We start from the raw sequence: 12385 nt of genomic DNA, 5'->3' as shown, positions 1-12385 counted from the left end.
GTCAGAAACCGACACAGGAGGCGATCAGGCCTAGCGACTTCAGGATGGAAGGGGCAGCGGCCGCTAGACCCACGCCGACGCAGGCGCCGGAGATAAATTTGGAGAGGGACGACTCCGCGTTCGCGTACGCGTAGGCGCCCAGGACGATCACGATCAGGCCCACCACGAAGAGATACTTCGTGTTGATGAACGTCGCGATGCCACAGATGAAGTTGCCGAGGTTATTCAGGAATGCGTCGTCAGCGGCAACCGCCGACGTGGCGACAGCCATCATGCCGACCATCAGCAGGGCCGAGGGCGCGTACTTGCGTGCGGTGGCGCGCACGCGGTGGTTGAAGGTTAGGGTCATTTCGGAAAGACTCCGTTGGTTAAAAAACGCGGTTGATGTCGTAATCGCCGTTGCTGAAACCCTTGATCTCAATGATTTCCGAGACGTGACGCATTTCACCGGTGCGCTTCATGTGCACCACGTAGTGAATGCAATCGGCAATGAGCTTTCTCATGTCGTCGAGCTTCCATCCCGAGCCGGGGGGAATCCCAAGAAGCGCCATGCTCTCCAGGCGAGATAGGGCCGAGCGAGCGCTGCTGGCGTGAAGGGACGCCATGCCGCCGTCGTGGCCGGTGTTGAACGCCTGCAACATGTCGAACGCCTCGCCAAAGCGAACTTCGCCAACGAAGATGCGATCGGGTCGGAAACGCAAGGCGAGCGCGACGAGGTGTTGCGTAGTGACGCCCTTGTCCTTGTTCGAGAGCAGACGCACCAGATTCGGTACCGTCAGCTTGAGTTCCATCGTGTCCTCGATGGTGAGGACTCGGTCGGTGGCCGGGACGCGGCCGGCGAGCGCGTTAAGGAAAGTGGTCTTGCCCGACGACGTGCCGCCCGCAACGATGACGTTCTTGCGCCTTACGATCAACTGCTCGAGCGCACGCATCAACGCCTCGTCTTCCTCGTTGCCCAGGAAGATCGGCTCCTCAGCCTTCGTGGTCGCGTTGCGCAATGAAAACGCGCCCGCCTTGGCGTAGTCCTCCAGCGTCAGGTTCGTTTCGCGGTGGCGACGAATGCTCAGTGCGTGGCCGTCGATCGCGGTCGGCTGCATGACCGCCGCGATCCGCAGACCTTTGTGGCCGGCATTGATGATGCCCTGGGAGGTTCCGCGCACAGCGGACTTTTCAACGGAAGAGGCGAGGGAGCGAACGGCGCCTTCCACCTTAATTGGGTCCAAGACGATATCGAGCTTGGTCAGTACCCCACGTCGCTCCACCCAGATACTGTCGTGGCGGTTGATCATGACTTCCGCGACGTCCGACGCATGGATGACATCGTGCAGTGGCGCCAGCGACTCGAAGAACATCGAGACTGCGCTGTCGGCGAGCTGCGTGAGCTGCAAAAGAGGGTGGTTGTTCGCTGGGGATTCCATGCCCGCTATTGTTGGCGGGCAAATGGGCAAATGAGGCGGCGAAAGATGGCCGATTTTCAGTAGCTTTCGACAAATTCGCTTTGTTCCCACATCGGGACCGATTTCGCTTCAGCCCGACCGGAGGAACATGTTCCTTTCAAAAACGACGAATCGCACGGTCAAAACCTGAGTATTCGCGTTTCTAAGTCCGTATGCGGGGTCGAACCGAGGCATGCCAGGCATGTCGTCCGTACATCCAGACTCTGAGGAGATTTCCTTGATTGCGGGGGGCGGCATGGGGATATGACAGTCGCTCTAATGCAAATAAATGGAAAGCTCCGCGAAATGGCATAGCTTTCGGGATAAGCGGAAGGCGAATCACTGATTCAATTAGCGGCATCCCATTGGACCGCCGCAGCATGCCATTCTTTCGAAAATCCGCCGACAAAGCCAAGCCCCTGACCGTGGCGCCAGGTATGTATGGCAATGAGCGTCCGGAGCAAGCGATATTCGATATCACCACACGCATCAGCGTGGATCGCAACCATTGGAAGTTGGCAACGTTCGGGCTCGGCGTGATTGCGGTGGCTGCGATCCTGACCCGCGAGCCTCCGCCGTCTGTTGTGAAGGTGGTGGGCGTATCGTCGGACGTGACTGGCAAGCCCATCACGCGCGAACTCGACGCATTTCGTCCCGATGAGCGCCAGGTGCAGGCGGCTCTCAAGGATCTGGTGCAACGCTGGTTCACGGTCGAGCCGATCCTGACGCCGCAGATTGAATCGTCGCGTATGGCATCAAACCTGCGTTCGGTTCGTGAGCAGATGCTGGGTGCCGCCAAGGACCAGTTCAACGCTTGGGTGCAAGAGGACGAGCCGTTCCGACAGGTCATGTCGTCGCCCACGCTGACGCGAGAGCCGAAGTTCATCAACATCGCGAGCCTGCCCGATAGCACGGTCGTCGTCGAGTTTGTCACGACAACTACCGAAGACGGCTACAAGCCTCGCAAGCAGCGCTACACCATCACCTTCCGGTATCAGACCAAGCCTGCAGACAAGGAGGCTGTCCTCGGTACCAACCCGTTTGGGGTGTACCCCATCTTTTTTAGCATTCAGAAATCGGCGGCTTAATCGTCGCGCATACGCCCATGGAAGCTCGCACCCCCTCCCGGTTCATCCCTCTGGCCATTGCGCTGTGCATGGCCATGCTGCTTTCCGCTCCGGACAGTCATGCGGCCGACAAAAATGCGCGTCGCACCGGCGCCGGCATGGCCGGACTGGGAATCGGCGACCTCAGCGACGCTATGAATCCGGCCAATCCGTTCAATGGCGGCGTTGATCCGATCGCATTGCCGGGTGACTCTCGGCTTGTGGTCTTCACCTACAGCCGAGATCAGATCTTCCGCGTGCTCAGCGCACCGCTGAAGATCACAACCATCGAATTTCCAGACGACGAACAGATCGTTGGCGATCCCGCCTGGGGCGAAAACGTGCGATGGGACTACGACACGGACGGTGCCAATCATCTTTACGTGAAGCCGCAGGCGGCGGGGCTGGTCAACACGCTGTCGGTCAATACGAACAAGCGGAGCTATGAGTTCACGCTCGTATCGTCTCCGCTCGGCGGCATTTTTTACCAAAAGGTCCGGTTCAAGGTTCCGACGTCGATCTCCGCCAAGGTGAAGGCGCGCAACGACGCGCGTGGTGAAGCGCCGGACGAAGCCAAGGGTGCAGAAGCCGAAGGATCGCGCAATCCGGATGCGGTTGGCGTTTCTCCCGATCAACTGAATTTCGAGTATGCGATTTCGGGGAGCGCCAGTTTCAAGCCGGAAACTGCCTTTGACGATGGCAAGGCGCTCTGGTTGCGCCTGCCCAACGCAGCGCTGCAGAACTGGCCGGTCGCTTTCATCAAGGACGGCAGCGATTTCGTGGTGGTCAATGCCATCCGCCGTGGCGGGTACCTCGTGGTGCAGCGACTGGCTGATACCGTCGTGCTGCGCTCGGGCGACGATGAAGTGAAGATCGAGCGCGGCCGCCGCCGCATCCTGGGGCTGTTCTGATGCGTGGCAAACAAAATGCGGACAACGTCACCGACGTGACGGACGCGCAGGAACGGACCGTCAAGGGGAAGCTCCCGCGCAATGTCGTCCTCGCACTGGGTGGTGCGGCGGCACTGATGGTTGGCGCCCTGGGCTATTACTTCCAGACCGTCTCGGACGAGCAGATCGACGCCAAGGCTCAGCAAGCGCGAGCCGATGAAATCAAGCAACGTGCCGGCAGCGCGGATACCGGGCAGAGCCTGGATGCGGTCATTCGTGCGCAGGCGGACAAGGCGCGTGAGGAATCCGAGAAACAGCGCAAACTGGCCATTGCGACGGATACCAAGGCGCCCGTCATGACCGCCGGCGATCTCACTAGCGCGGCGAAAGCCACAGGCGCTGCGCCGGATGCGAAGAAGAATGCGGAAGATGACCTCTTCACGTCCTCAGTATTCAAGAGCGGGACACGCAAGTCCCAGGTCGCACAGGTAAAGCAGCCGTCAGGCATGCCGGACGTGACGGATCCCGCGCAGATGCGTGCAATCCAGCAGGCTGTCGCGGCAAAGGCGGCCGCCGCGAATGCTGCGGGGGCGACCCCGGAGGGCGTTGCGCCGCAGGCATCCTCGTCGGATCGCCAGTTCCTGCGCGACGCGGGAAGTCTGAACACGCTGCGAACCGGGTTCGACGGCAAGCTGCCGCGCTGCACGCTGAGCCGCGGCTTCGTGATTCCCGCCAACTTCGCCGGCGGCCTCAACTCGGACAAGCCGGGTGAGTTTCGTGCAACGGTATCGCAGGACGTCTACGACACCGTCAAGGGTACGTGCAAAATTATTCCGGCCGGCACCACGTTGGTTGGGATGTATAGCGCAGACATTGCTGTGGGCCAGGAACGCATCCTGACCGCTTTCGTGCGCATGCAACTGCCAAATGGGAAAACCGTTCCCCTGATGGGCATGCAGGGTGCGGACCCGGACGGCACGGCTGGCAATACAGGCGACGTCAACAACCACTTCCTCAAGATCTTCGGCGGTGCGCTCGTGATCGGCGCCCTGTCGCTGCGTTTCAACGACAACCCGACAACTACCACGGTAGGACCCTCGGGTCTGGTGGCGTACGGCAATGCGGCCGGACAGGTAGCGACCCAGACGGCGCAGACGATTCTGAACCGCAACCAGAACATCCGCCCGACCATCACCACCGAGCCGGGGCAGAAGATGATGGTGCAGGTCAAGCACGATATCGTCCTGGAGCCGTATCGTGACTAAGCGGCTTGCGACGCTCCTGATTGCCGTTGCCGCATCGCTTGGCGCACAGGCTGCAACGATCGAGGCCGTCATCAGCCCCAACGCTATCGTCGTCAAGGCAGACGGGCAGGCACGCGTCCATATGCTGGATGGCAAGCCGGTCCTGTACTGCGGCCTTGACGCGTTCCTTGGCTGGTCCGCGCGGCTTCTCGGCGCGCAGATCGAGCCGGGTGCCGACGACGGACCTGTCGTGACGTTGGCTGGCAAGGCGACGCCCATTGCCCGACTGTTCACGCGAGAAGGCTGGCTGCGACCGGCCGTGCTAAACGATGCGGCGCAAGAAGCCCTGGCCGAGCGACGCGGCGGCTGGGCGTGCGCGCCGAAGACCGAGCCGTTTGCCCAGATGGGCGTTCGCGTCGATCCCAAGATCACAGCCGGCATCGCCATGAACGAGTCGTCGTATCGCGGCCGTCCGTGGCCCTGGACGCTTAACGTGTCGGGTCGCGGCATGTTCTTCGCCACGCGCGAGGAAGCGTACGCGGCCGTCAATCGTCTGCTCGCGAATGACCGTTGCGACTTCGATGTGGGCTTGATGCAGGTGAATTGGTGCTACCACGGCAAGCGTTTTGCGTCGCCGTGGGAGGCGCTTGCCCCAGCGACCAACATCCGCGTTGCCGAAGACATTCTGGCAGAGAACCTTCAGCGCAGCGGTTCGGCCATGAAGGCTGTCGCCTGGTACCACAGCGCCAATCCCGAGCGCGGTGGGCCGTACTTTTCCCGCTTCATGAAACACGTCGCCCAATTCCAATGATCAGGCCGCTCCTCTTCTCCGCTGTTGCGCTGGTCGCGGCGTGCGCTCACGCGGCCGACACTGATCCGCTCGACTTCGACTATCAGGTCGTCGCTCGCGCTGCGGATCGCCCCGCCATGGTATTCAACGACGGCCTTTCCACCTACATTCAACCCCGGCATGGGCAGCTTGTCCAGGCGGACGGCGCCATTCAGAACGGACCTTATTGGGTCATCGATGGCGTGCCCGATGTGCTGCGCTACACCGTGAACGGGCAGCCGGTGGTGGCTCGATGGAAGAGGGCAAACGGCTTTACCTCGGAGCCGGCCAACCCTAGCGGGGATATGCCGCGGAGTCTTGCTTCCGTCTCCGGTCGTTTGGCCTTGATCGGTAACTATGCGGACCTTCCATTGGTACGGGTCGGCCGCTCGTCACTGCCGCTTGCACAGATGGTGAAGTCCATCGCGCCCGCCGGATGGAGTGGCACGGCCCAGAAAGATATCCCGCTTACCGACGACGTTTCGTTGGACGCAAAGGCGGGCGAGAACTGGGTGCAGGCGCTGGCGCGCGTGCTCGAACAGCGCAATCTCTATGCGGAGGTGGACTTCGTTCGCCGGAATATCTCGCTGCGTGCCACGCCGCCCAAAGCGTTCTCTGTAGAGCCGGGCCACGCTGCGCAGACGGCCGGCATGCTGCGTGTTGCCGCGCCAGTCGTGCCTGCGCCAGTGGCCGACGCGGCGCCTACCGCCACACCCCTGCCGGAGGGGCCGACTCTGGCTTCGGCCTTCAATGCGCTGGCCATTCGCGATGCCAAAAATGGTCGCATCGAGGTGCGCTTCGAATCCGAACCGAAGGACATGGAACTGCGCGATGGCTCGGGCGACAAGCTCCGCACACGATGGGATGACACCGAAAAGGTTCTGTCCTTCCCGACGGTCGACAACTTTACCGCCAGCGGTGGCGGCAAGCGCGTGGAGGTCGCGCGCGTGCCAGGCATCAACTTCCTGTTTCCGCGAGACAACGCCGCTGGCCTTGAACGCGTCTTCGAAAAGGATGGCGCGACCTATCTGAGCTTCGCCAAGTCAATGGCGAGCATCTCGGTGTTCGGGGACAACCACCAGGGCGGCGGGGAGCAGAAGGATCGCTACTTCAAGTTCGACGGGGTATCGGACCATCTGACCGTCATCGCAGACGGCAATGTCGTCCGTGTGGACCGCCTGCCGGAGGTCCGCTTCTACGAGCGCGCGGTCCAATGATTGCAATCCGTATCGGGCTACTGATAGCCGGCACCGCGCTCGCCGGTCTTGTGCAAGCCGATTGCTTGGACGAGGCGGCGGCATTCCATCGCGTCAGTCCCGTGCTGGCGCGTGGCATTGCGCAGGTCGAGTCAGGGATGCGGTCGTGGGTAACCAACCGCAACACTAACGGCAGCGAGGACATCGGGCTGATGCAGATCAACTCGGCGCATTTGCCGCGGTTGGCGAAGTACGGCATCACGCGCCAGAGTCTGTTCGATCCCTGCACCAACGCCTACGTCGGCACGTGGATCCTCGCCGATTGCCTAAGCCGCTACGGAGATACCTGGACGGCAGTCGGTTGCTACAACGCCGGCTCGCCCGACAAGCGATTGCGCTACGCCAACCGTGTCTACCAGAAGCTGCAATCCACCAGCAAGTAACCCATTCGAATTCAAACGGAAATCAGCCATGTACCAGTCTCGAATGCTCGCCCGGATCTCCCGGACCCTTTTGTCCGGTGCGGCCGCCTTTGCGGTATGCGCCCATGCGGCGGTGCCGGCCTCCGGCCCCTTTGGCGCAGAGCCGTTCGGCAACTTCGAGCCGACGAAGCCGCTCGCAGGCGGTGGGTGGCAGGTGCTGGCGGGCGAGCGCGCGAAGCCGACCACGGTGGCTGCGGTTTCACCGGCCGTGGCAAGTACACCGAGCGCCGCGCAGGTAGCCGTAACGCCGGTAGCCGTGACCCCAGCTCCGAGCACCGTGCCGCCCCTCAGCCCGTCGGCACCGCTGGAGCGAAGCTGGAGCGTGTCTCCTGCTGACGCGAACTACCGCGTCCTCATTGAAAAGTGGGCCCGGGAGGCGGGGTGGACGGCGGCGCAGTGGGAAGTGGACCAGGACGTGCCCATCGAGGCGTCTGACGCTTTCTCGGGTGACTTCAAAACCGCCGTGCGGCGCGTGCTGTCCGCGACCGAGATGACCGACTACAGCCTGAAGCCCTGCTTCTACTCGAACAACTATGTGCGTGTGGTGAAGCTCACCACGAAGTGCGACCCGTCCAAGTGAGGAAAGCAATGATGTTGACCCGAATTCTTCGCCCGGCGACCGGCGCCGCGCTTGTCTGCTCCACGCTCGCAGGGTGTGTCTCTCCGTCGTTGCTCAAGGACGTGCGCCACGCGACCGACTCGACGACGGCGCAGTCCATGCAGACCACCGAGGACCTGTACGCCCGGATTCGCCGCGACCGGGCCGCAGTCGAAGCCGAACAGGATGTGGCGCGCCCCTACCTCGCTGGCAAACGCGTCCCGGTTGCCCGCAACGTGACGCTCCCCGTCGCGTTGCGCGCCAATGTCGACACGCTCGTCATGTTCCCTGAGCGCTCGACATCGCTCGCCGTGGTCGCACAGCGCATCCAGATGGCGACCAATATTCCGGTCAAGATCGAGTCGGATGTCTACCTGCCGCCGAGCCTCTTGCTGCCGCGCAGCCTGGGCCAGCAGGCCGCACAGCAGCTGCGTTCGACGCAAGGCCAGGGTGCAGTCAATCCCATCGCGCAGGGCCTGGGCCCGGCGCCGACCCTGAACGGCCCGCTGCCCGGCGCGCTGACCGCTGGCGGCGGCCTGTCCCCGGCTTCGCAAGCGACGCCGCTGCTCGATAACGCCCTGAACGTCGAGTTCAAGAACAGCGAGAAGATGCCGCTGGCCACCATGCTCGATACCGTTGCCACGCGCCTCGGTATCAACTGGGAATTCAACAGCGAGAAGGGCGTCATTCGCTTCTACCGGCTCGTAACGAAGACGTGGCAACTGCCGATGCAGGCCGGCACCAACTCGTTCACCACCGAGTTCAAGCAGTCCGCTCAAGGCTCGAGCTCAGGTAGCACCAGCGGCGGCCAGAGCAATCAGGTGGACGCTGTGGCCAAGTCCGAGATCAAGGATCAGGACGATCTGGCCGGTGTAAAGAAGAGCATCGAGCCGGCAATGACGCTGGTGGGTAACGCGGAACTCAACCCGGCGACCGGCCTGTTGACGCTGCGCGATACCAAGGAAGCGGTGGATGCCGCCGACGAGATCGTGCGTCGTCAGGTGGCGATCTACTCGCGCATGGTGACGCTCAAGTTCCAGATGATCGACCTGACCGTGTCCGACAACGGCGAGGCCGGTGTTGACTGGAATGTCGTACTGACCAAGGCGTTGAACAACCTGCCCGGCTTCACGGCGACGGCGCTGTCGCCCGCCACGCTGGTCTCGTCGTCTGCCGGCAGCCTGGGGTTGAACCTGACATCGGGTGGCTTCAGTGGGACGCAGGCCATCGTCAGTGCGCTCAAGCAATACGGCACGGTGACGTCGAACCTGACGATTCCTGTCTCGATGCGCAATCGGCACGGTTTCCAGTACAACAACCGTCGTACGTTCTCGTACGTGTCCGGCACCACACCGGCGGCCTCGAGCGTGGGCGGCACGGGCGGCGTCCCCGGCATCACGACATCGACCGCCACGGTTGGCTTCAAGCTGGCCGTCTACGCCGACGCGACCTCGCGCGATGACGTGAACCTGACGATCGCGCTGGACCAGTCCAAGCAGGATGGCCCGCTCGAAAAATTCACGTCCGGTTCTGGCGACAACCAGCAGTCGGTGCAGACCATCAATCTTGTCGGCAAAGGCATCCCCAAGCAGGATCTCATCGTGCGCAATGGGCAGACCGTTCTCATGACGGCGCTGGATCAGGATGACACGCAGAACACGCGCCGCACGCTCGGCGAGTCCTTGCCGATGATCCTGGGTGGATCGCAGACGGTATCGAAGACCCGCACGTTCACCTTGCTGCTGGCAACCGTGATGGTGCAGGACCAGGGCGAGGCGAGGTAAATCATGCGCGCACTTCGTCAATTCGTATCGGATCTGGTGAACCTGTATCAATGGAGCCTGCCGGTGGCTGTAGTGACCTGGCTTCCTTGGCTGCTGGCCGTCGCCATTCAACCTCGTGGGGACAGGATCGGGGTAGGGATCGTGATGGCGGTGGTCACGCTGTTCGGCCAAGGCTTGCTGGCTGCCTACAGCCTCTCACTGCGCGGTCGGATGATCGTATCCGATGACAACTACTGGACAGTGCTGGTGGACGGTACCGCCCGCGGCGCCATTTCCGACGCCGAGTACGCCGCGATGCGCGAGCGTGCCGTGTTCTCGGTGAGTACCTATCTGCGACAGGCCGTCAATGTCGTAGGCGCTGGCGTGAACGTACTTCACTGGCTCATTCGCAATATTCCGGTGATCCTGTTCTGGATTGCGCTCGGCGGATTGTTGCTCGCACCGGAGGGTACTGTCGTGGCGATCAAGACCATTCTGATTGCGGCGCAGACGGACCCCGAGCGGCTTGCGGTTGCAATCGTGCAGTTTCTGCTGCCCATGCTGATGTCATCGGCCGCACTCGGCATGCTATTTCTGTACCAGCAGTTCGGATGCCGCAATGAGTTCCGCGCAGCGTGGCAGGATGAAATGCGCCGGCGACTGGACCTGTTCCCGATTGGCGAGATCACCCTCACTCGCATCGAGAATCATCAGTCCGTCATTGCCGACGAGCGTCGTGCGTTCCGGACGTTTCTGCGCCAGCGATGCGGCGTGGCGGAAGCTGCCGCGAGCGCTGCAGAAGGGGCGGCACGATGATTGTCAATATCCATGGCAAGACGCTTGCTTTCGGGATGAACTGGCGGACGCTCACGGGCAATGCGCCGGCGCCGGACCTGGCCGCCAAGGTGGCAAAGGAGGTCAAGGCAGGGCGGATCTGGCATGACGGCGCGGCGCTTCACATGGGGTACCTCGCGCCCGAAGATGCACAGACCAAGATCAAGGACAAGATCTACTCGGCCGCCGTTGCCATTGCCCGCATCCCGGACCTGCTGCCGAACGTGTTGTTCGCGTATCGGCTGGAGAACGCAGGTGCGCACGTTGGGTATTTTGTCTGCGGCATCCTGAAGGGCCGCCCGCGCGTGGGCTTCGACCGCGTCATTGCGGATGAGGCCACGCTCTCGGAAGTGGTCAGGGACTTCGCGCAGAAGGCCGGAGGCTCGTTCCGACTGGCCGGCAATCTGCCGGAGCTGGCCCAACTGGTGACGGTGACAACGCCGCTGAGCTTTGTCGAGCTGCATCTCGACGCGATTGCCGCCGCCGCTGACTCTCATACGGCGCTGCGCAAGCCGAGTGCTGCGGCGACCAAGAAGCGGTTGGCGATGCTGGCGATTGTTGGGCTTCTTGCTGCCGTCGGCGGCAAGTACGGCATGGCCGAGTACCAGGCGTACCAGATTCGCAAGAATCCGCCACCGCCGCAGAAGAGCCCCGCGGAGCGGTATGCCGAGGACATCATGGCACGCTCAGTTGCGCCATCGGCCAAGGCGGCAGTCGCCATCCCGCAGTTTGCTCGTTGGTTTGCGGAGTCTGTACCGGTTGTCGTGGGTGGGTGGAAGCTCGCCACCATTACTTGCAAGACCGTCGTTTCCCCGATGGCGGAGTGCGAGGCGGTCTACAGCCTGGATGCGAGCAAGAGCGGAGGCGGCACGCGTGGTGCGACGAACACCACGTTTCTGGCCGATATACCGGATGTCTTCGCCAATCCGCGGTTCGGGAAAGACGACAACGACGTGACGGTGACTGCGAAGGTGCCGTTCGGCCCGCCGACGCCGCTTGGCAAGCTACTCGAATCACTGCCTACCAGCATGGCATTGCGCACTGACCTGGGTTCGACACTGCAGTTAATGCGGCCTGCGACCACGAAGGCAGTGCTCAACGAAATGGTGCCGTTCGGCGCGATCCCGCCAGAGGGACTGGGGTCGGTACCGGCGATCTACCGAATTGCCACCTGGGAGATCAACGGCCCGCTGCGCAATGCCGGCATGGTCGGCGCTTTCCCACCGAACGTGTCCGTCAGTGAACTCACCCTCACCGTCAAGCTGGACGCCGACCCGTCCATCAACGACTCCAAATTCATGATCGAAGCCAAGGGCGACGCCTACGCGCGCGATGGAGCACACCAATGAAACGAATCTCGACCGCACTTCTTGTTTCTCTTGCCGCCGGCGCTGCGCATGCGGATGGCGTGAAAACCATCACGCAACAACTGCTGGAGAAGGATGCGCAACTCGCCCTGCAGAAGCTCGATCAGGATCTCGCAAAGGGCAATCCCGCGCCGACATCGGTGGCCGCCGCGCCAGCGTCGTCGGAGCAACGCGCGCGGGACGAGGCACCGAAGACGATCGCACTCTACGGCGTGGATGGTCGCGCTGCGGGGCTGCCTTTGACCTTGCGCAGCTACGTGAAGTGGGGCGACCAGGTGTATGCGGCCAAGGTAGGCGGCTCGGTGCGCGGTTACAAGGTGGTCGCCATCTCCGAGGCGGGGACGAAACTATCGCGTGGCAAGCTGACTGTGAACGCGGCCCGGGTCGACGAGGATGCCGTGATTCTGGCAGGCGAGCAGTCGGGTGGTGAAGTCCGTGCGACGTCGAAACAAGCCGGGCCGCTTCCTGGCGGAACGCACCCCGGCGGCATGCCACCAGTTTCGGGTGCTCCCCCCGGCTTTAAGCCGCTCCCGCCGGTGACGCCTCCAATGCAGCCGAGTCCGTCATCTACGGGCGCCCCGGCGCAGGTCGGCTCGCTGGCTGCGCCCGCGGCGGCGCCGGTGAAAGGTTGAGACCGGTC

At 62.6% G+C, this 12385-nt stretch carries 13 protein-coding genes; 11 read left to right on the top strand and 2 right to left on the bottom strand.

Features of this window, described 5'->3' with window-relative positions:
- Position 1: 1 nt before the first annotated feature.
- Positions 2-349: a TrbC/VirB2 family protein gene (locus D769_RS21655; protein ID WP_008649454.1), complete on the bottom strand. Its 348-nt coding sequence runs from the start codon at positions 347-349 to the stop codon at positions 2-4.
- Positions 350-368: 19 nt separating this feature from the next.
- Positions 369-1418: an ATPase, T2SS/T4P/T4SS family gene (locus D769_RS21650; RefSeq protein ID WP_011239902.1), complete on the bottom strand. Its 1050-nt coding sequence runs from the start codon at positions 1416-1418 to the stop codon at positions 369-371.
- A gap of 398 nt (positions 1419-1816) precedes the next feature.
- Between D769_RS21650 and D769_RS21645 the strand changes: the two genes are divergently transcribed.
- The 11 genes from D769_RS21645 to D769_RS21595 are packed head-to-tail and all read left to right on the top strand — an operon-like array spanning position 1817 to position 12377.
- Positions 1817-2524, top strand: a complete 708-nt coding sequence (locus D769_RS21645; RefSeq protein WP_008649452.1) for a VirB8/TrbF family protein — start codon at positions 1817-1819, stop codon at positions 2522-2524.
- A 17-nt stretch (positions 2525-2541) separates the two neighbouring features.
- On the top strand, positions 2542-3453 hold the full coding sequence (locus tag D769_RS21640) for a TrbG/VirB9 family P-type conjugative transfer protein (RefSeq protein WP_008649451.1): 912 nt from the start codon (positions 2542-2544) through the stop codon (positions 3451-3453).
- On the top strand, positions 3453-4697 hold the full coding sequence (locus D769_RS21635; protein WP_008649450.1) for a TrbI/VirB10 family protein: 1245 nt from the start codon (positions 3453-3455) through the stop codon (positions 4695-4697). The genes D769_RS21640 and D769_RS21635 overlap by 1 nt, the downstream gene beginning before the upstream one ends.
- Entirely contained in the window at positions 4690-5487 is a 798-nt protein-coding gene (locus D769_RS21630; protein ID WP_008649449.1) for a transglycosylase SLT domain-containing protein, read from the top strand. Before D769_RS21635 ends, D769_RS21630 begins: the two co-directional genes overlap by 8 nt.
- Positions 5484-6722, top strand: coding sequence for a TrbG/VirB9 family P-type conjugative transfer protein (locus D769_RS21625; protein WP_008649445.1), 1239 nt, complete (start codon positions 5484-5486; stop codon positions 6720-6722). Before D769_RS21630 ends, D769_RS21625 begins: the two co-directional genes overlap by 4 nt.
- The gene (locus D769_RS21620; protein WP_008649444.1) at positions 6719-7144 is read left to right on the top strand and encodes a lytic transglycosylase domain-containing protein; all 426 of its coding nucleotides are present in this window, start codon (positions 6719-6721) and stop codon (positions 7142-7144) included. Before D769_RS21625 ends, D769_RS21620 begins: the two co-directional genes overlap by 4 nt.
- Positions 7145-7172: 28 nt before the next feature.
- Positions 7173-7763: a toxin co-regulated pilus biosynthesis Q family protein gene (locus D769_RS21615; protein WP_008649443.1), complete on the top strand. Its 591-nt coding sequence runs from the start codon at positions 7173-7175 to the stop codon at positions 7761-7763.
- An 8-nt stretch (positions 7764-7771) separates the two neighbouring features.
- On the top strand, positions 7772-9565 hold the full coding sequence (locus D769_RS21610; RefSeq protein WP_225934880.1) for a protein PilN: 1794 nt from the start codon (positions 7772-7774) through the stop codon (positions 9563-9565).
- Between the two features lie 3 nt (positions 9566-9568).
- Entirely contained in the window at positions 9569-10360 is a 792-nt protein-coding gene (locus D769_RS21605) for a hypothetical protein (protein WP_008649439.1), read from the top strand.
- Positions 10357-11727, top strand: a complete 1371-nt coding sequence (pilO2, locus tag D769_RS21600; RefSeq protein ID WP_008649437.1) for a type 4b pilus protein PilO2 — start codon at positions 10357-10359, stop codon at positions 11725-11727. The genes D769_RS21605 and pilO2 overlap by 4 nt, the downstream gene beginning before the upstream one ends.
- The gene (locus D769_RS21595) at positions 11724-12377 is read left to right on the top strand and encodes a hypothetical protein (protein WP_008649435.1); all 654 of its coding nucleotides are present in this window, start codon (positions 11724-11726) and stop codon (positions 12375-12377) included. Before pilO2 ends, D769_RS21595 begins: the two co-directional genes overlap by 4 nt.
- Positions 12378-12385: the final 8 nt, after the last annotated feature.

This window comes from Cupriavidus sp. HMR-1, from assembly GCF_000319775.1.
Classification (GTDB): domain Bacteria; phylum Pseudomonadota; class Gammaproteobacteria; order Burkholderiales; family Burkholderiaceae; genus Cupriavidus; species Cupriavidus metallidurans.
Note: the sequence above shows the minus strand (reverse complement) of the source record. Positions and strands in the feature narration are given on the sequence as shown.